This is a genomic window from Neisseria sp. HMSC069H12 (genome assembly GCF_001812735.1).
GTDB lineage: Bacteria > Pseudomonadota > Gammaproteobacteria > Burkholderiales > Neisseriaceae > Neisseria > Neisseria subflava.
The window spans coordinates 46,406-65,666 of the sequence record NZ_KV810265.1 but is presented as its reverse complement, the minus strand read 5'-3'; the positions used below and the strand labels follow the sequence as shown (position 1 = coordinate 65,666).

Annotated in this window: 20 protein-coding genes; 6 read left to right on the top strand and 14 right to left on the bottom strand. The window is 49.6% G+C overall.

Annotated features, from left to right (window positions below):
- Window positions 1-120: 120 nt before the first annotated feature.
- The 7 genes from HMPREF2872_RS04690 to HMPREF2872_RS04665 all read right to left on the bottom strand — a co-directional run bounded on the left by HMPREF2872_RS04690 (window position 121) and on the right by HMPREF2872_RS04665 (window position 6,238).
- A complete protein-coding gene (locus tag HMPREF2872_RS04690) occupies window positions 121-696 on the bottom strand; it encodes a hypothetical protein (protein ID WP_283118992.1) in 576 nt (191 codons plus the stop codon).
- Entirely contained in the window at window positions 693-977 is a 285-nt protein-coding gene (locus HMPREF2872_RS12010) for a hypothetical protein (protein WP_283118991.1), read from the bottom strand. The genes HMPREF2872_RS04690 and HMPREF2872_RS12010 overlap by 4 nt, the downstream gene beginning before the upstream one ends.
- Window positions 978-1,049: 72 nt before the next feature.
- Entirely contained in the window at window positions 1,050-2,888 is a 1,839-nt protein-coding gene (glmS, locus tag HMPREF2872_RS04685) for a glutamine--fructose-6-phosphate transaminase (isomerizing) (RefSeq protein ID WP_070631563.1), read from the bottom strand.
- A gap of 162 nt (window positions 2,889-3,050) precedes the next feature.
- Window positions 3,051-3,449: a hypothetical protein gene (locus HMPREF2872_RS12005; RefSeq protein WP_283118990.1), complete on the bottom strand. Its 399-nt coding sequence runs from the start codon at window positions 3,447-3,449 to the stop codon at window positions 3,051-3,053.
- Window positions 3,450-3,772: 323 nt separating this feature from the next.
- Complete coding sequence (gene glmU / locus HMPREF2872_RS04675; protein ID WP_070631562.1) at window positions 3,773-5,146, bottom strand: bifunctional UDP-N-acetylglucosamine diphosphorylase/glucosamine-1-phosphate N-acetyltransferase GlmU; 1,374 nt, start codon at window positions 5,144-5,146, stop codon at window positions 3,773-3,775.
- A gap of 98 nt (window positions 5,147-5,244) precedes the next feature.
- On the bottom strand, window positions 5,245-5,529 hold the full coding sequence (locus HMPREF2872_RS04670) for a membrane lipoprotein lipid attachment site-containing protein (RefSeq protein WP_003686634.1): 285 nt from the start codon (window positions 5,527-5,529) through the stop codon (window positions 5,245-5,247).
- Window positions 5,530-5,581: 52 nt separating this feature from the next.
- A complete protein-coding gene (locus HMPREF2872_RS04665; protein WP_070631561.1) occupies window positions 5,582-6,238 on the bottom strand; it encodes a pyrimidine 5'-nucleotidase in 657 nt (218 codons plus the stop codon).
- A 64-nt stretch (window positions 6,239-6,302) separates the two neighbouring features.
- Between HMPREF2872_RS04665 and HMPREF2872_RS04660 the strand changes: the two genes are divergently transcribed.
- The 3 genes from HMPREF2872_RS04660 to HMPREF2872_RS04650 all read left to right on the top strand — a co-directional run bounded on the left by HMPREF2872_RS04660 (window position 6,303) and on the right by HMPREF2872_RS04650 (window position 8,806).
- The gene (locus tag HMPREF2872_RS04660) at window positions 6,303-7,304 is read left to right on the top strand and encodes a thiamine ABC transporter substrate-binding protein (RefSeq protein WP_070631559.1); all 1,002 of its coding nucleotides are present in this window, start codon (window positions 6,303-6,305) and stop codon (window positions 7,302-7,304) included.
- A 113-nt stretch (window positions 7,305-7,417) separates the two neighbouring features.
- The gene (locus tag HMPREF2872_RS04655; protein ID WP_070631557.1) at window positions 7,418-8,263 is read left to right on the top strand and encodes a mechanosensitive ion channel family protein; all 846 of its coding nucleotides are present in this window, start codon (window positions 7,418-7,420) and stop codon (window positions 8,261-8,263) included.
- 75 nt (window positions 8,264-8,338) lie between these two features.
- Window positions 8,339-8,806 (top strand): CinA family protein, encoded by a 468-nt coding sequence (locus tag HMPREF2872_RS04650; RefSeq protein ID WP_003686660.1) that lies wholly within the window; start codon window positions 8,339-8,341, stop codon window positions 8,804-8,806.
- 82 nt (window positions 8,807-8,888) lie between these two features.
- Here HMPREF2872_RS04650 and efeB read toward each other — a convergent pair whose 3' ends face one another.
- From efeB to efeU, 3 genes are all read right to left on the bottom strand, one after another.
- On the bottom strand, window positions 8,889-10,154 hold the full coding sequence (gene efeB, locus HMPREF2872_RS04645) for an iron uptake transporter deferrochelatase/peroxidase subunit (RefSeq protein WP_070631554.1): 1,266 nt from the start codon (window positions 10,152-10,154) through the stop codon (window positions 8,889-8,891).
- A gap of 134 nt (window positions 10,155-10,288) precedes the next feature.
- Window positions 10,289-11,455, bottom strand: a complete 1,167-nt coding sequence (gene efeO, locus HMPREF2872_RS04640; protein WP_070631552.1) for an iron uptake system protein EfeO — start codon at window positions 11,453-11,455, stop codon at window positions 10,289-10,291.
- A gap of 12 nt (window positions 11,456-11,467) precedes the next feature.
- Window positions 11,468-12,292 (bottom strand): iron uptake transporter permease EfeU, encoded by an 825-nt coding sequence (efeU, locus tag HMPREF2872_RS04635; RefSeq protein WP_070631549.1) that lies wholly within the window; start codon window positions 12,290-12,292, stop codon window positions 11,468-11,470.
- A 381-nt stretch (window positions 12,293-12,673) separates the two neighbouring features.
- Between efeU and HMPREF2872_RS04630 the strand changes: the two genes are divergently transcribed.
- The 3 genes from HMPREF2872_RS04630 (at window position 12,674) to HMPREF2872_RS04620 (ending at window position 14,671) form a co-directional block, all read left to right on the top strand.
- Window positions 12,674-13,828: a cytochrome-c peroxidase gene (locus tag HMPREF2872_RS04630; RefSeq protein WP_070631548.1), complete on the top strand. Its 1,155-nt coding sequence runs from the start codon at window positions 12,674-12,676 to the stop codon at window positions 13,826-13,828.
- Window positions 13,829-13,967: 139 nt separating this feature from the next.
- Entirely contained in the window at window positions 13,968-14,297 is a 330-nt protein-coding gene (locus tag HMPREF2872_RS04625; protein ID WP_094192864.1) for an FKBP-type peptidyl-prolyl cis-trans isomerase, read from the top strand.
- Between the two features lie 125 nt (window positions 14,298-14,422).
- Window positions 14,423-14,671, top strand: a complete 249-nt coding sequence (locus tag HMPREF2872_RS04620; RefSeq protein WP_003686612.1) for a BolA family protein — start codon at window positions 14,423-14,425, stop codon at window positions 14,669-14,671.
- A gap of 145 nt (window positions 14,672-14,816) precedes the next feature.
- Here HMPREF2872_RS04620 and HMPREF2872_RS04615 read toward each other — a convergent pair whose 3' ends face one another.
- From HMPREF2872_RS04615 to HMPREF2872_RS04600, 4 genes are all read right to left on the bottom strand, one after another.
- Entirely contained in the window at window positions 14,817-15,611 is a 795-nt protein-coding gene (locus HMPREF2872_RS04615; protein ID WP_070631545.1) for a class I SAM-dependent methyltransferase, read from the bottom strand.
- A gap of 84 nt (window positions 15,612-15,695) precedes the next feature.
- Window positions 15,696-16,280, bottom strand: coding sequence for a 4Fe-4S single cluster domain-containing protein (locus tag HMPREF2872_RS04610; protein WP_003686644.1), 585 nt, complete (start codon window positions 16,278-16,280; stop codon window positions 15,696-15,698).
- Complete coding sequence (locus tag HMPREF2872_RS04605) at window positions 16,280-18,115, bottom strand: AAA family ATPase (protein ID WP_070631543.1); 1,836 nt, start codon at window positions 18,113-18,115, stop codon at window positions 16,280-16,282. Before HMPREF2872_RS04605 ends, HMPREF2872_RS04610 begins: the two co-directional genes overlap by 1 nt.
- 9 nt (window positions 18,116-18,124) lie before the next feature.
- Entirely contained in the window at window positions 18,125-19,231 is a 1,107-nt protein-coding gene (locus tag HMPREF2872_RS04600; RefSeq protein ID WP_070631541.1) for a hypothetical protein, read from the bottom strand.
- Window positions 19,232-19,261: the final 30 nt, after the last annotated feature.

Below are 19,261 nucleotides of genomic sequence, written 5' to 3'. Positions count from 1 at the left end.
CTCTTTTGGGTGGTATCGGGCTGTTCCACAAAAATTGGGATAAAACCCTATCTACGGTAACTTCTGACACCATTAAAGATTTTTTGTTGTCTGACATAATATATTCCTATTGAATATAGGTTAATAAATATAATGAGGCTGCCACAATACATCGCCACAATTATTCATGAATAACATATCTGAAAAGTCAATCTGATAAGTTTTTTCTTTATTTTCATCCCATTGGTGCAATCCTGGACTAACCTCTGAATAACTAAAATAAAAATTACCAACCCCGTAATTTTCGATATCGATATTCTTTGGTATCTCACTCTCTGGAAACGTTGCCGCTCCCTCTAAATAAGTAATCAACGTATTATTTTTTATTATCGGGGCAGCTTCTTTGATACTTAAAACTTTACAGCAGTCAGAGCCATAAATGCTTGCTCCTCCCTGATTATATCCTCTGATAATCAATGAAAAACCTTTTACATTATATTGTTCCAAATATTTTTTTAAATCATCCTGTTGTTTAATTTCATATTTTAAATACTTTGCCAGCAATGCCCCATCCGTCGGGTCTTTCTCCGCCAAAAACATCCTGTCCCATTGCTCATTGGTGTAATCTTGCGGGACAAACCAAACACTACAGGCTTTTTCGTGACGTACGCAGTCTGCACCCGTAGAATAATCCCGTCCGCCCTGATTGGTGGTCATGTTGGCCTTATAGGCTTCAGTTTCTCCCAATACCTGCCTGCAAAGCTGACCATTGCTTTCCTGTGTAATTCTGCGGGCGTGTAAAACTTCCTGTCCCGCCAGCAATAGCCTGCCCTGAGTTTTTCCCTGTATTCCTGTTCCGAAACTCCGTCAGGCTTGGGGTCTTTAGCAATCAATTCTTTCCAGTATTGATATTTGTCGGGCGCGGTATATTGATATATACCGAAGCCTGCTGCCGCCAATGCAGCGATTACCAGTAGGTATTTGTAGATTCTATTCATTTGCTTGCCTTCAATTAATAATTAAGGTCGTCTGAAACTTTTCAGACGACCTTTTATCGTTCAAGCTAGGCTTTACTCAACCGTTACCGATTTAGCCAAGTTGCGCGGTTTGTCCACGTCTGTACCGCGTGCGAGGGCGGCGTGGTAAGACAGGAGTTGCACGGGGATGGTGTGCACAATCGGCGAAAGTACGCCGACGTGGCGTGGGGCGCGGATAACGTGCACGCCTTCGGTGGCGTTGAAGTTGCTGTCGAGGTCAGCGAAGACAAAGAGTTCGCCGCCGCGTGCGCCGACTTCCTGCATATTGGCTTTTACTTTGTCCAACAGGCTGTCGTTCGGAGCAATCACGACAACGGGCATGTTCTCATCCACCAATGCCAGCGGGCCGTGTTTCAATTCGCCTGCGGGATACGCTTCGGCGTGGATATAGGTAATCTCTTTCAGCTTCAATGCGCCTTCAAGGGCGATTGGGAAATGGATGCCGCGGCCCAAGAAGAGTGCGCTGGTTTTCTTGGCAAATTTTTGCGCCCACGCGGCGATTTGCGGCTCAAGGTTGAGGGCGTGTTGGATGCTGCCGGGCAGTTGGCGCAGTTCTTCGACGTATTCATGCGCTTTTTCGGCGGAGACCAAACCGCGCTGTTTGCCCAGCGTTACCGCCAAGCCAAATAAAACAACCAGTTGCGTGGTGAACGCTTTGGTGGAGGCGACGCCGATTTCCGCGCCGGCGCGGGTGTACAGCACCAATTCGCTTTCGCGCGGCAGGGCGGATTCCATGACGTTGCAGATGGACAGGCTGTGTTTGTGTCCCAAAGACTGCGCGTATTTCAGGGCTTCCATCGTGTCCAAGGTTTCGCCGGATTGGGAAATGGTGATGACCAATTGTTTCGGATCGGCAATCACGTCGCGGTAGCGGTATTCGCTGGCGATTTCGACGTCGGTCGGGATTTTGGCGATGGACTCGAGCCAGTATTTAGAGGTCAGCGCGGCGTAGTAGGACGTGCCGCAGGCGAGGATTTTGATGCCGCGGATGTTGTCGAACACTTCGCGTGCGTTTGCTCCGAAGTTTTCGGGTTCGAAGCCGCCGTCAAGGAAGACTTCGGCGGTATCGGCGATGGCGCGCGGTTGTTCGTGGATTTCTTTCTGCATGAAGTGGCTGTAAGGTCCCAACTCCAGCGACGCGAGCGACAGTTCGGATACTTTGACGGTGCGTTGGGTTTCAGTACCGGTTTTGTCGATCAGTTTTTCAATACCGTTCGCGCTCAATACGGCGATGTCGCCGTCTTCCAGATAGGCGATGCGGCGGGTAAAGGCGATGACGGCGGATACGTCGGAGGCGATGAAGGTTTCTTGGTCGCCCAATGCCACCAAGAGCGGGCAGCCCATGCGTGCGACGACCATTTCTTCGGGTTTGTCCTGCGCCATCACGGCGATGGCATACGCGCCGTGGAAACGGGCGGTGGCTGCGCGGACGGCTTCAAACAGTTTGCCGCCGTTTTGGGTGTATTCGTGATTGACGCTGTGGGCGATGACTTCGGTGTCGGTTTGCGATTCGAAGGTGTAACCCAAGGCTTGGAGACGTTCGCGTTCGGCTTCGAAGTTTTCGATGATGCCGTTGTGGACGACGGCAATCATGCCGCCGGAGATGTGGGGGTGGGCGTTGGGTTCGGTTACGCCGCCGTGGGTCGCCCAGCGGGTATGGCCGATGCCGATGTGTCCGAACACGCCTTTTTCGCGCGCGGCATCTTCCATCAGCTGCACGCGGCCGACACGGCGCACGCGTTTGATTTTGCCGTCTGCGTTGACGGCGATACCCGACGAGTCGTAGCCTCGGTATTCAAGGCGTTTGAGACCGTCGGTCAGAAAATCGACTACATTGTGATTGGCACGAATAGCACCTACGATACCGCACATATAAGTTCCTTAGTATCAAAAGTTTGAGAAAATCTACGCCACTGACTTTCAGACGGCATAGAGGATTACTTCTGTCAGTTTATAAAATTTAATTCTTAATGAGAATAAATACCTACCATAAGGTAAACTACATTTTTAAGAATGTTCTTTACCTTAAATTCCTTATTTAACTAAAATAAACTCATTCCCTTTTTTATATTTTTTATTATTTACTGCATTGTATTCAATAATTTCATTATTATTATTTTTAATAAAATAACTTATATTATTATCATATTTAGGGCAAGGCTGATACCAGTTATTTCCTTCGTCAGAGCAATAACTTAAAAATAGTTTATTGCCTTTTATATATCCCTTTAGTTTTCCACTGCCTCCATTACCTGTTGAAATACCTTCATTCCATACTCCTGTGACTGAATTACCCTTCTGTTTAAGAACCAATTCTTTCCCTCCCACAGTATCTCCAACCTGATCAGTATACGACCAAGTACCAGAAAAAGATGGCGTGTGAGCATATGCCATCAATGGAATTAACAAAAAAAGCGAAATATATTTTTTCATTTTTTAATCTCTAAATATTCAGTATGTATCATTTTTTACCATTTACGAATAATCTTATACACATTTTCTCCGGCCTTACTTGTCCTCGTGCATAAATCATTTCCATAATGGACAATACCCGCTTAACTGATTCGTGTAATCATATTTGCATCAATTTTCTAACTCTAAATAACGTTTGAATAAAACCAATGCAATTCCCCAAAATAACCAACGTTGCCAATATTAACAATGTAACCTTACTGAATAAGGATTAAATCTTTCTTACTTTCAGACGACCTTTTTATTTCTCAAGGCCGTCTGAAAACAAACTATAAAGATCAACCTTACTTCTTATCGCCTTTTTCCGGACGCACCCAGCCTTCGATGACGGTTTGGCGAGAACGGGCAAGAACAAGTTTGCCGTCTTCGCAGTTGCGGGTAATCGCGCTGCCCGCGCCTGTCGTCACTTTGTTACCGAGGGTAACAGGAGCAACCAGTACGCAGTTTGAACCGATGCGCACTTCATCGCCGATGACGGTTTTGTGTTTGTTCACGCCGTCGTAGTTGGCAATGATCGTGCCTGCGCCGAAGTTGGTTTTGCTGCCGACTTCGGCATCGCCGATGTAGGTGAGGTGGTTGGCTTTGGTGCCTTTGCCGATGGTGGCGTTTTTGACTTCGACGAAGTTGCCGATGTGTACGTCGTCGGCCAGTTTGGCTTGCGGACGCAAGCGGGCGTATGGGCCGATTTGGTTGTTTTCGCCGACTTCGCAACCTTCAAAATGGGAGAATGGGGCGATTTTGGTGTTGGCACCGATTTTGGCGTTTTTGATCACGCAGTTGGCACCGATTTCGACGTTGTCGCCGATTTCGATGTCGCCTTCGAGGACGACGTTGACGTCAATCACGACGTCTTGTCCGTGTTTCAGACGGCCCCTTAAGTCGAAGCGGGCGGGGTCGCGCAGGGTGACGCCTGCTTTGAGCAATTCTTGCGCTTGTTCGGTTTGGAAGATGCGTTCGAGTTCGGCGAGCTGGAGTTTGTTGTTCACGCCGGCGGCGAGGTGGGAGGCGCGCACTTGGACGGGATGGACTTTGATGCCGTCGGCAACGGCTTTGGCGATGAGGTCGGTCAGGTAGTATTCGCCTTGGGCGTTGTTGCTGGAAAGGCTGCCCAGCCAGTTTTCGAGTTTGGCGTTGGGCAGGACGAGGATGCCTGTGTTGATTTCGCGGACGGCTTTTTGGGCGGCGTCGGCGTCTTTTTCTTCGACAATGGCGGTTACGCTGCCTTGGCTGTCGCGGATTATGCGGCCCAAGCCTGTCGGGTCGGCGGGAACGTCGGTCAACAGTCCGACTTCGCTGCCGTCGGCTTCGAGCAGGGTTTCGAGGGTGGCGGTGTCAATCAGGGGGACGTCGCCGTACAACACCAGCGTGCGGCCTTCGGCGGCAAGGTGTGGCAGGGCGGTTTTGACGGCGTGGCCGGTGCCGAGCTGTTCGGTTTGTTCGACCCAAACGACATCGCGTTTGACGGTGTCCAAGACTTGCTCTTTGCCGTGGCCGATGACGACGCAGATGTTTTGGGGATTCAGGGAGGCGGCGGTGTCGATAACGCGCTCAACCATGGGAAGGCCGCCGATGCGGTGCAGCACTTTGGGCATTTTGGAGTACATGCGCGTGCCTTTGCCGGCGGCGAGGATGACGATATTTAAAGCTGTCTGAGCCATGATACGGTTTCCGTTGTCGTTGTTTGAGGCCGTCTGAAAAGTGTGGCAACAAGTGTTGATTGTTTTTCACTCCGTTTCAGACGACCTTGGGGATATTGTTATTCGGTTGCTGGCTGTTGATTGGCAAATTGCGGTTTTTGCCAGTGTTGGCCGCGTTCGCCGTGTTCGGCATGATCCGCTTGATTGGATTGGACGGCGCGGCGCTCGGGGCGGAACTGGTTGTAATTCATGTTTTTAGAATAAGTACCGTCCTGATAAACGATAGGTGTGCCGGTAGCATATTTTTGGCGTACGGCGGTACGGCCGGATTCGTTGGTGTAAGTTTCCCAAGAGCAACCGGCCAAAACGGCGGCGGCGGTCAGAATTAAAGCGAGTTTACGCATGATGTTGTCCTTGTTTTTAAATGTTGGAAATACTGTGTATTGTACTGGTTTTTTAAAGGCTTAATGGCAGGTTTTGTGCAAAATCAAGCAAGCCCTGCATATCTTTCGCTATGCCGTCGGCAAATGGCAGCGGATGGGCTTTTTCGCCGTACCAAACGGTCTTCATGCCCAAGGCTTTGGCTTGGTGCAGATTGTCGGCGCTGTCGTCCACCATAATGCACTGTTCGGGTTTGACGCCCAACAGGCAGCAGACGTTGAGATAGGCTTGCGGATTGGGTTTGTAGAGCAGGCCGAAGTCGTCCGTGCCGAACAAGCCGTCAAAATGCGCTTCCAAGCCCAACGCCTCAACCAATGCGCGGACATAAAACGAAGGCCCGTTGGAAAATACGGCTTTTCGCCCTTTCAGACGGCCTAAAACGTCATCAGTTCCATCCATACCCTCTACCTTTGCCAAAATTTGCTTAAGCGGGTGACTTTCACGCAAAAATTCATCGATATCGACTTCAGGATGGTGGATTTGCAAACCGGCAAGCGTCGCGCCGTATCGGTGCCAATAATCTTGGCGCAGGTGGGATGCGGCTTCTTCGGAAAGTTTCAGACGGCCTGCCATGTATTCGGTCATGGCGCGGTTGATGATGTAGAAAATGCCGGCTTCGGCATTGTGCAAAGTGTTGTCGAGGTCAAACAGCCAAACGGGAGAATGATTCATATCGTGCCTTGATATGCAGATTTTGTTATGATATTTCGTATTTTACCCGTACAAAGGAAAGAGAATGAAACTGAAATTGTCCGCCGTGGCCCTGTTGTTGGCTTCGGCAAACCTATACGCCCAAACCGAAGTGCGTTTGGCCGTACACAAATCCTTCAGCCTGCCCCAATCCGTCATCGCGCAATTTGAAAAAGCCAACGATGCCAAAGTGTCCGTCATCAAGGCAGGCAGCGGCAACGAAATGCTCAACAAGCTGATTTTGAGCAAGGCCAACCCGATTGCCGATGCGGTTTACGGTTTGGACAACGCCAACATCGGCAAAGCCAAAGCAGCCGGCATCCTCGCCGCCAACCAACCCAAATCCGCACCCGTAAACGCTTCCCTGCCCGATGCGCTGGCCGTCGATTACGCCTATGTCGCCATCAACTACGACAAAAAATGGTTTGAACAGAAAAAACTGCCCCTGCCGCAAACCCTGCAAGATTTGACCAAACCGGAATATAAAAATCTTCTGGTAACCCCGTCTCCCGCCACATCCTCGCCCGGCCTCTCCTTCCTCTTGGCCAACATCGGCGGCATGGGTGAAGAAGGCGCGTTCAAATGGTGGGCGCAAATGCGCCAAAACGGCGTGAAAGTTGCCAAAGGCTGGAGCGAAGCCTACTACACCGACTTTACCCAAAACGGCGGCGCCTATCCCCTCGTGGTCAGCTATGCCACCAGCCCGGCGGCCGAAGTCCACTACTCCAAAGGCAAATACAGCACCCCGCCCACCGGCAACCTCTTCCTCAAAGGCGGCACATTCCGCCAAGTTGAAGGCGCGGCCGTTTTGAAAGGCGCAAAACAGCCCGAGCTGGCGGCCAAACTGGTAAGCTGGCTGCAAAGCGGCGAAGTGCAACAAGCCCTGCCTGCCGAAATGTGGGTCTATCCGGCTGCCAAAAACACGCCGCTGCCCAAAGTATTCGAGTTTGCCCAAACCCCAAAACACAGCGATTCCCCCAATCGCGCCGACATCAACACCAAACAAAAACAATGGGTGAGCCGTTGGAGCAAAACCGTTTTACGTTAAGCTGAAAAAGATTTAAGAAAGATTAAAGGCCGTCTGAAAAACCAAATCATTAGTTTTTCAGACGGCCTTGTTTTACAATGTCCTTTTAAACAACTTCACACGCACACACAATTATGAATTTCGATCTTCAAGTCCTCTCCCCCTTCTCCGGTTGGGAACAACTCGCCCAAACCGGCATGTCTTTCGGCACGAACCTGCTGGCCGCCTTAGCCATCTTCTTTATCGGCCGTTGGGTCGCCACGCGCGTGGTGACACTGATGAAAGCCGCACTGACGCGCGCCAAAGTCGATAAAACACTGGTCAGCTTCCTCGGCAACGTCGCCAACATCGGCCTACTGATCCTCATCATCATCGCCGCACTGGGTAAACTCGGCATTCCGACCACTTCCGTGACCGCCTTGATCGGTGGCGCAGGCTTGGCCGTGGCTTTGTCTTTGAAAGACCAACTGTCCAACTTCGCCGCCGGCGTGCTGATTATCCTGTTCCGCCCGTTTAAAGTCGGTGACTTTATCCGCGTCAACGGTTTTGAAGGCATCGTCCGCGAAATCAAAATGGTGCAGACCTCTTTGAGTACGCCGGACAACGAAGAAGTCGTCCTGCCCAACAGCGTGGTCATGACCAATAGCATCACCAACCGCTCCTCCCTACCCCTGTGCCGCGCCCAAGTCGTTGTCGGCGTCGATTACGCCTGCGACTTGAAAGCCGCCAAAGCCGCCGTATTGAGAGCGGCAACCGAGCATCCATTATGTGTTCAAACCAAAGAACGACCTGCCGTCGTATACATTACCAACCTCGCCGCCAGCGCCATCGAAATCACGCTTTGGGCATGGACGAACGAAGCGGATTTGGCCTTATTCCGATTTGGTTTGAATGAGCAGGTCGTCGAAAACCTGCGCGAAGCCAACATCAACATCCCATTCCCACAATGTGATGTCCACCTCATTCAGCCGAAAGACTGATTTCAGCTTTCAGGCCGTCTGAAACCCGGCGGGTCGAACACCCGCCCCATTCCACCATTTCCATAAGGAGCCGTCATGTCCCATCTGCAAACTATCGCCGAACACCTGACCAGCCGCCGTCAAACCGTTACCTGCGCCGAGTCCTGCACCGGCGGCCTGCTTGCAGGTGCGCTGACCTCCCTCTCCGGCAGCTCGCAATGGTTTCATCAAAGCTTCGTCACATACAGCAACCAAGCCAAACAGGAGCGTCTCGGCGTCATGCCCGATACCTTGCTGAAACACGGCGCGGTCAGCCGCGAGACCGTCTATGAAATGGCACGCGGCGCAAAGGCCGTCGCGCAGGCAGATTACGCCTTGAGTATTTCCGGCATCGCCGGCCCTAGCGGCGGCAGCGCGGCCAAACCGGTCGGCACAGTCTGGTTCGGCCTGGCCACGCCCGAAGGTTCGTTTGAGCAAACCGCGCTTTTCACAGGCGACCGCGAAGCAGTAAGGGCGCAAGCCGTCGAATACGCATTGGCTTTCTTGGCGGAACATTTGGTTTGATAGAAAAAACTCAGGCCGTCTGAAATCTGGAAATCAGGTTTCAGACGGCCTTTTTATTTCTTGATTCAAACCATCGGCGGATTTATACGCCCAAAAGCTCTTTACCGAGGAAGCTGCCTTTTTCGACACCCGGCAGGACGAAGAAATAGCCACCGCCAAACGGGCTGATGTATTCCTCCAGCGGCTCGCCGTTGAGCAGGTTTTGCACGAAGATGAAGCCGTCGGCAAGGTTGGCCTGATAGCAGATGAATATCAAGCCGACATCGAGTTGGCCGTTGGCGGCGAGACCGCGCGAGTAGTTGAAGGCGCGGCGGTAGAGCAGGTGTTTTTTCATGAACTCAGGATCGCGCGGATTGGCAAGGCGCATATGGCTGTCTTTGGGCGTGATTTTGCCGTCGGGGTCTTTGGCAAAATCGGCGGTGTCGCCCTCTTTTTTACCATCCATGGGCGCGCCGCTGTATTTGCGCCGACCGAAAATATCGGTTTGTTCCTGCATCGGGGTGCGGTCCCAAAACTCTACAAAGTGGCGGATGAGGCGGACGGCCTGATAGCTGCCGTTTTTCGCCCATGCCGGTTCGTCCAAGCTGTTGGCGGCAACGCCTGTCCACAGGACTTGATCGGCAACTTTGGGATCTTCGACTTTTGGATTGCCGGAACCGTCGCGGAAACCTAAAAGATTGCGCGCGGCAATGGCGCCGGGTTCGGCTTTAGGGAGCCAACCGTCTATGCTCCAGCGGATCACGGCAAACTGGGCGGTATTTTTGATGATGTCGCGCAGGGCGGCTTGGCAGGTTTCGGGGGAGAATGCGCAAATTTGCAGGCTGAGGTCGCCGTCGCACCACGATTTTTGGAGTTTGTCGTTGGGGAAGTCGCGCATTTCCTGCAGGTGTTTCGGCTTTTTGTCTTTGAGGCCGAAGCGGTCGTCAAAGAGGCTGCTGCCGACGCCGACGGTAACTGTCAGTCCGTCGGGACGGAATTGTTTGCCGAGGATGCCGCTACCCGCAGGAGGGAGTTTGTCGTCGCCGTCTTGGTATTCGCCGCCTTGGGTGAGGAATTCGATGCGGGCGGTCAGGGCGCGGAACAGGTTTTCAAGTTGTTTGGCATCTTTGGCGGTAACGTCAAAGGCACACATGATGCCGAAGAGCTGGTGTGGCGTGACGATGCCTGCCTGATGCTCGCCATAACACGGATAGGCCAGCTCGGAATGTTGGTTGTTTTGGGTCTCGGCGGCGGCTTCACCTTGTTTTTTACCGGCAAAATAACCGGCAACGCCGATGGCGCCGGCGGCAAGGGCAGTTTTGAAAAGGGTTCGTTTTTCGGGTTGTGCCGGTTGTTTGTTTTGGCTCATGGTCTGCTCCTTGGCAGGGAACGGAAAGATTGCAATCGTGTGAAGTAAGGTCGGTTTTCAAGCATATTTGTGTGGGCGACAATAAGATTCAGACGGCCTTTCAATATCCAAAGGCCGTCTGAAAACGCGTTATCTTATTTCAAACCCAAAATGCCGCGCAGTTTGGCCAAGTCTTCTGCCAAGGCATTAATCGGTGCCTGCAGGCCTTTGCGGTCTTCTTCGCTCAGTTTGTCGTACAGCTCAAAACCGTCTTGTTTTTTGTATTTCGCCAAAATGTCTTCAACCTGTTTGAAGTTGGCATCGGTTTTTTCCAACAGCGCTTTGTCTTTGGCTTCGATCAGCGGACGGAACAAATCAACGATTTTTTTGGAGCCTTCCACATTGGCTTGGAAGTCGCTCAGGTCAGTATGGCTGTAACGGTCTTCTTCGCCGCTGATTTTGCTGCCGGCCACTTCTTCAATCAAAACAGCCGCGCCGCCAACCACTTTGCTTGGCGGGAAGGAAAGGGCGTCGATTTCTTTTTGCAGGGATTCAACGTCTTTAAAGAGTTTGTCGGCGATTTCTTTCACATCGGAAACGTCTTTTTTCACCCACAACGCGTGTTCGATACGGTGGAAACCGGTAAAGGCCGCGTCGTTTGCGCCGTCTTTGAAGTCGTCTTCACGCGCGTCAATGGCCGGGTCGAGTTCGTTAAAGAGTTCGGCAATCGGCTCGATGCGTTCGTAGTGGACGCGGGTGGCGGCAAACAGGGATTTGGCTTTTTCAATGTCGCCGGCTTTGACGGCTCCGGTAAAGGCTTTGGTTTTAGCGACCAACTCTTTGGCTTCCGCCTGAACATAAGCTTTATAGTCGGCCAAAGGTTGCTCCAATTTTTCCAAATCGGCTTCGTTGGCAGTGTCTTTGAAGCCGCTGTCGGTAACAATCAGCTTACCGCGCGGATTTGTCAACAGGCCGCAAGTCATTTCGTATTCGCCCGGCAGTAGGGTAACGGTCATTTTGTCGGATAAACCCGGGGCGATGTTTTCACGCTCGTCCACCACCATCACGCCTTTCAGGATTTCCCATTCCAGCTTGCGGCCGCTGTCGTTTTTAATGTTGAACACGACTTGGCCGCTGGGGACGGTCAATTCCATCGGTTCGCAGGCAGTATCGTTCACACCGATATTGACCGAACCGTCGGCATTGGCGGCAGCGGATGCGCCTGAAGCGGCAGGCGCGGCTTTTTCGGCTTCAGGCGGCTGACACGCGGTCAAACCCAGAGCCAACATTACGGACAAAGCAGTCAGATTGAATTTTTTCATTTTCATTCCTTTTTATTTAGTTAACGTTTTTGCCGGCGCGCTGCCGCGCAAAAACCAAATCATGACGGGAACCAGATACAGCAGCCAAATCAGGACTTCGCCTTCGGTCGGGTGGTCGGTATAACCGAAGAAACCGCCGAGCAGCACGCCTAAAGGGCTGTCTTCATGCAAATATTTCGATGTGTCGAAAGCAATATCCTGCATCACATTCCATACGCCGGCCTCATGCAGCGCGCGAAACGAACCGGCCAGCAGACCGGCCGCCACTACAATCAAAAACGCGCCCGTCCAACGGAAAAATTTCGCCAAGTTCAGGCGCATACCGCCCTGATAAATCAGCGTACCGATGACAACCGCCACCAACAGCCCTAATACCGCGCCTATCGGCATAGACCACGTCGGGCTTTGCTGGAACACGGCCAGCAGGAAAAACACGCTCTCCAAACCTTCGCGCGCCACAGCCAAAAACGCCATGCCGACCAAGGCCCATCCCTGGCCGCTACCGCGGTTCAAGGCCGACTGAACAGAATCCTGAAGATGTTGTTTCATCGAACGTGCAGCCTTTTTCATCCACAAAATCATGTACGTCAGCATGGCCACGGCCACCAGGCCGATGACGCCGACCACCAATTCCTGTTCTTTTTGCGGAATCTCGCCCGTAACGGAATGAATGCCGTAACCGATACCCAAACACATGGCCGCAGCCAAAAACACGCCCAGCCAAACCTTCGGCATCAGCTCGCTGTGTCCCGACTGTTTCAAAAAACTGGCAACAATGCCGACGATCAGGGCGGCTTCGATGCCCTCGCGCAGCATAATCAATAAAGCAATCAGCATAAAAAACTCTAAAGTGAAACGTTCATTTATTAACGCATTTATAACGCTTTATGTTTAATAACGCAAATTATTTTCATTTTTTAATAACCCCATATTTCTTAAGATTTTTTAAAAGAAAATAACGAACGTAATCAATAAAAACTAAAAGGCCGTCTGAATTTTATTTTTTCAGACGGCCTTAAAAACAGTAACTAATTGTAAATAAATAATAAAAAAGTTCCATAGTATAAATTTCCCTATCAGTGATATTTTCAAAATTTATCAAATTTAAAAGGTTGATTTACAAAAAAAATTAAAACCGCCTTATCTTTTATAGTTGGCATATTGCTGGTGCAATCAGCAATCCATTACATAACAAACGCATAACAAAGGAACCCTTCTATGCCACGTTTAAAACTCCACCAAATCGCTTTGGCTTTGGCCGTTTCTGCCGCACTGACCGCCTGCGGCGAGAAAACGGCTCAAACAACCGAAACCCCTCAAGCGGCTTCTGCCGCAAGCGCTGCCGCCGTTTCAGCTCCTCAAAACTCTGCCGATGTTTCTGCCGAAGACAAAGCCCTGTTGGAACGCGCGCAAGCTACGTTCAAACCTTTGCCTGACTTAGCCGAAATGCAAAAAATCCGTCCGTTTACCGAAGAACAGGTCAAACTCGGCCAACAACTTTGGTACGAAAACCGCCTGTCCAAAGGCAACACCGTCAGCTGTAACTCTTGCCACAACTTGGCAACTGCCGGCGTAGACAACATGCCGACCAGCGCGGGTCATAAAAGCCAATTCGGCGGCCGTAACTCCCCAACTGCTCTGAATGCCGCCTTGTTGGGCAGCCAATTCTGGGACGGCCGTGCAGCCGATGTGGAAGAACAAGCCGGCGGCCCATTGCTCAACCCTGTTGAAATGGCCAACGCGACCGAAGCCGATGCCGCCGCAAAAATCGCCGGTATTCCTGAATACCAAGAAAAATTCAAAGTCGCATTCCCTGAAGACGGCGCGGTTTCCTTCAAAAACATCACCACCGCATTGGGCGCGTTTGAACGTACCCTGCTGACCCCGACCCGTTGGGATGACTACCTCAAAGGCAACGTGTCTGCCCTGAGCGAACAAGAACGCAAAGGCGTACGCGCATTTATGGACAACGGCTGTATCGCTTGTCACAGCGGCGTCAACTTGGGCGGTACCATGTTCCAAAAATTCGGTTTGGTGGATGGTCCTTACTGGAAACACATCGACGATCCTAAACACGACAAAGGCCGTGCGGACGTAACCAAAAAAGCCGAAGACGAATTCTTCTTCCGTGTTCCCGGCTTGAGAAACGTTGAACGTACCTATCCATACTTCCACAACGGCAGCGTTTGGGAATTGGATAAAGCCGTCAACATCATGGCGAAAGCTCAATTGGGTAAAACTCTGGCTCCGGAAGAAACTGAAAACATCGTTGCCTTCTTGAAAGCTCTCTCCGGCAATGTTCCTGAGTCTGCCCGAACCATGCCTGAGCTGCCTGTATCCACCGATGTCAAATCCCGACCTGACAACAAATAAGGTTTAGCGCAAAACAAAGGCTGTCTGAAAATCCGTTTCAGACGGCCTTTTTGTTGCCGGGCATATAGTCGGCTTTGTTTCACGATTCCACACAATATGGTAATCTTGAGCCGATTTTCACCATACATCCGAAAGGAACATCATGAGCCTGATTATTGAAGACTTGCAAGAAGGCCACGGCAAAGAAGCCGTCAAAGGCAAAGAAATCACCGTACATTACACTGGCTGGTTGGAAGACGGTACCAAATTCGACTCCAGCCTCGACCGCCGTCAACCGTTGACCATCACTCTGGGCGTCGGCCAAGTGATTAAAGGTTGGGACGAAGGCTTCGGCGGCATGAAAGAAGGCGGCAAACGCAAGCTGACCATTCCTTCCGAAATGGGCTACGGCGCACACGGTGCCGGCGGCGTGATTCCTCCGCACGCAACCTTGATTTTTGAAGTCGAGCTGCTGAAAGTGTACGAATAAGCATTTGACGCTTCAAAAGACCGAGGCCGTCTGAAACCCGAAGTTTGGTTTTTCAGACGGCCTGTTTTATCAAGATTCGGTATAATGCCCTCTTTTACAAGCAAACCATTTCCCAAGGAACCCCCATGCTTTTACCCGAACAAGTCAAAACCCTGATTGAAGGTGTTACCCCTTGCGAACACGTCGAAGTCGAAGGCGACGGCCATCACTTCTTCGCCGTCATCGTTTCCTCCTCATTCGAAGGCAAAGCCCGCCTCGCCCGCCACCGCCTGATTAAAGACGGCCTCAAGCCGCAACTCGAAAGCAACGAATTACACGCGCTGTCGATTTCCGTTGCCGCCACTCCGGCCGAATGGGCTGCCAAACAGGCTTAATTTGAAATCAAACAAAAGGCCGTCTGAAAACTTTTCAGACGGCCTTTTTCATACATATTAAACAGCACAGGCAATCGATACAAACGCCAAACCGCATTCCACAATACGCAATCTCGGTGTAAACCCTACCGGCACAACCGCCAAACTAGCCCTGCCGTTTCGGGAAAAACTGCACCACGTTCTCACCTTGCGGCAACACCAATTTCTTCACGGCATGGCCGTACACGGTTTCAAGCGTGATGTTCAGACGGCCTTCGTTGGCAAAAATCTTATCCACACATTCCTTGGCCGCTTGCGGATTGCTGAACTTCAACGCATTCCACAATCCCAAGGTTTCCATGTCCTGCCAAAACGTCGCAGCTTTTTTATAGCCCAACTCAAGCTTGGCCGTGTCGGTTACCGGATCGTAAAAGCCGTTGTCGGCGAGCATATCGCCCAAGTCGTGCATATCAATCAGCGTGGGCGCTTCGCATTCGATGCCTTCATGGTTCAGACGGCCTGTCAGCTCGCTCAGGCTGTCGCGGCCAAAGTGCGTGAAAAACAATAATCCGTCGGTTTTCAAAGCGGTAGCCCAGTTTTTCAATACCGGCAAAATATCGTCGGCGCGGCTGAGGCTGAGGTTGGCCCACAACATATCGGCGGATGCTTCGGGCAACGGCGCGGTCAGGGCTTGGCAATGCTGCGGGATGGTTTTGCCGGTCAGCTTCTGCCAAAAACCGCCTTTGCGCGCGGCGGCGGCGGTTTTCAAAAAGTCGGCATTCGGATCGTATTCTTCAAATACCGCGTTCGGATAGCGCGCGGCAAGAAGACTGCGGCTGATGTCCGCGTCCGCACCGACCAGCAGGATGCGCTTGGGCGCGTTGCGGACGATTTGCAGCCGCTCGTCGGTGTCTTGGGCGAGATGGCGGTGGATTTGCCAGCGTTTGTCTTGGGGGTTCATGTTTCAGACGACCTTTTTATTTATAATTTGATAGTATAAGTCTTCGTATAATAGGTAGAAATGTATTATTTTAATGTTGTTAAATTAATATGGATAAAATTTAATAGGTAATCCATTACTTTGAATATTATTACAACTATCCACTCTCCACTCATTAGTTACCGACAATTCTTGAGTCTCAATCTCATCTGAATAACGATTTGTCAAATAATGGAATTTTTGGTTTGTCGAACCCACCCAATTTCTTGTTGTTTCTATTTGTGTATTATCAAATTCTCCGTCGATCAATAGGTCTGTAGAGTTTAATAGCCTTTTGCTGCCTGAAAATTTATTTTCTGACAGTTCGGTATATTCGTAACCGGAAAAAACCATTACAGATAGATTTAGATTATGTGCAGCCTCGGCAATATCGGCTAATCCTTCAGCTTGTAAAAAAGGCTCTCCACCAAGAAAGGTAAGACCCTCCAGTGGATATTTTTCTGTTGCGTTTTTAAGTAATTGGATGATTTCATTCGATCGCATAAGATGGGCAGGTTTTATTTTCAGTAATTCACCATTGCAACAACCTTTACACCGTTTCAGACATCCTTGAACCCAAATGACAAAACGCAGACCCGGTCCTTCGGCTTCGGTAGCTTCAACAATATGGGATATATTCAGCCAGTGCATTATTCCAACTCGAAATCAAAATATTTTCCTGCCTGCAAGACTTTTAATGTCCTGCCTTTTAATTTATGGGGCTGTTCTACTTGCTCAAAGAGAAATTCTGCCAGCGGGTCGAATAAATATTTTGTTAACACGTTTAATACGCCACGCCCCCCGTGTTGGTAATTTACTTGTTTGATTAATGCATCTAGTGCTTTATTCTCATTTTCAAATACCAGTTTTTCAAGCCCCCATTTTTCTTTCAGACGGCCTGGCAACGGTTTAAGTTTTGCGCGCGCTATATCTTTTAATACAGCATTATCCTGTATGAAGTTAAACGGGATAATGTTTGCATCGCCTATACGTCCTAATAATTCTGGGCGGTTTAGTTCGTCTCTAAAATGAGATTGCACTGCCTGTTTAAATTGTTCTGCAATATTTTCTTTATTATCTTCGTCAGGTCGAATATTAGTTGCACCGATATTGGAAGTGAAAACAATAAAGGTATCAGCAAAAGAAATGGTTTCGCCTTTGCCGTCGGTCAATCGGCCATCTTCTAATATTTGTAGAAATTTATCTAAAATCCGCGGATGGGCTTTTTCGATTTCATCAAACAAGAGCAGGGAAAATGGGCGTGTTTTCACTGCATTGGTCAATTGACCTCCTTCTTCAAAACCGACATATCCCGGCGGTGCGCCAACTAAGCGTTGATCGGCGTGTTCGTGATTAAATTCGGACATATCGAAGCGGATGCAGGCATCCTCATCACCAAATAGAAATTGTGCCAATGATTTTGCTAATTCGGTTTTGCCTACACCTGTCGGTCCGACAAAAAATAGCGAGCCTTTAGGCATACGGGCTTTAACTGAATGTTGCAACCCTGAAAGCCCGGTATAGGCCCGTATCAAAATCTTGTTTACGGCTCCAATTGCCGATTCTTGTCCTTTGACTCGCCTTTGCAGCGTGATTTGGGCATCTTTCAATCTTTGATAATTCAATTTTTCCCAAGGGGATTGGCGTTTACCATAACGGTACAGCGATACTAAATTCTGTATATTGATAGGTGTCTGCTGTTGTCTGGATAAGCGAACAAGGTTATCTATATCGCGTAAAGTCAGGGTGTCGGTCAATGTAACAAAATCTACCAACGATTGACTTCCCGCACTCAAATTATCACTAACCTTCCACTGTGTTTGTCTTGCCAAAATAGCGGCTTCGCGTTCGGAAATATTAGGTAGGGGGATGGTTATTTCGGCAAATAAAGGATTGTTCAGATAAACGGATGGCGGTAAGGCGGTATTGCCCGAGCACAGAAAAACCAACAGGCTTTGCGGTTGGCCCATCGCTTCTGCGGTTGTTGTTTGTTCGGCATCCCGTAGGCCAGTAGCGATTTGTTGCAACCAAGCCCGTTCCGTTTCACTCAAGGCATTGATTTGCCCGAACAGATAATTTGACCAATCTACGATAAAGGCGGCTTTTTTCTGTGTTTTGGTCATGACTTGTTCAACGGTAGCAAAAAAATCCTGAGGCTGAATGGGAATGCATCCGGATATTGCTTTATTATCTTCACCGTCATCGTCAAAATCGTAAGCTTCACCGACTTCGGCCTGCATGCCGAGCCGGTTCAATCCATCCCATTCCTGAGAGGAAACACCTGATATACCATTCAAGCGTGAGTAAAATACAACCTGTTCGAAACCTTGTGCTTTTAAACTTTCTTCAATAATTCTGTTTATCGGCATTAATTTGTTATAACGGTTGAAACCTAAGTCAATGATGTTTCCGCTGATGATTAAAGCCCGACGTATCATAGATTGACGTTCAAAGTTTTCTAGCCATGTATTGATGTATTCGTTCATTTTTTTACCTTAGTGCGATTTTGCCGTATGTGTTGGATTGATGGGTTTGGCATCGGCATGTTCGTCATCCGGATTTTCCCAAAGAACACGTTCATCAGATAAATTTACACCATAAACTTCGGATAGTTTCGGCAATACTTTTTGCATATCTTCTTTACAGCGTTGCCCTTTATAGTTATCAAATTCATAGCGAACCGCACCATCTAAACGTACACGGAATTTTGCCCGGTTTCCTTGCGGGCGGCTTGCTTGGATGACAACGACGCTGTCTTCGCCGACACCTTGTTTGACCGGCGGCAAAACCGTAAAACCGGCTTGCTTCAGCGATTGATATACGGCTTTGACCATTTCCTTACGGACGGCTTCGTTTTCAATCACCGTATCTTCAATTTGGTGGGCTTCTTGGATGATTTCTGTCAAATCCTTCTGATTTTCTTGCTCAATTTTTTGTTTTAACCGCTCGGATTCCGATTGTGGCAGATTGGCCGTTTCAATAAATCTTAAAAGATCGGACTTTTGTGTTTGTGCAACTTCGTCTTGTACGGTTTTAGCAAAATTTTTCCGTATTTCTTCGGCTTGTTGCTCTGCCGATTGTTTAATTTCGTGAATCGCCGATTTTATGTCAGCAATACTTAGATTTTCCTCCGTAATACGTTTTCGAAGTATTGCTAAAGGTTTGAATGCCAAATTTCGTGCCTGCTTATTTTCCCAATTACTTGTTTCCTGTATCCATACGTTTTTTATTTCAGCACGCAAACGTTCCGCCGCACGTTCCGCCTCTTCACGCAACAGATGTTGGTGTTCTTCCGCTACCCTTTTATTTTCCTGTGCTTCGTAACGTATGGCTTGTACAAGCTGACCAATAGCAAAACTGCGGTTACGTCCGTCATAAGCGTTCATATGCCGTACCCGTTGAATCTCAGTGCGTATGGTAGCGATGTTTTGCAAAGCAAATTCAGCCAGATCGCTGTTTTCCAAATCGTTTAGCTGCTGTTCGTAACGGCGCAGATAAATTTCCGTTGTTTGGCTGATTTCGGCTTCCCTTGCCTTGCGTGCGGCTTCGCGGATTTCCCGTTCGCGTTCCAATTGCCAACGGTTTTCGCTGATTTGACTCATTTTATTCGTCTCCTAAATCGTTTTCAGACG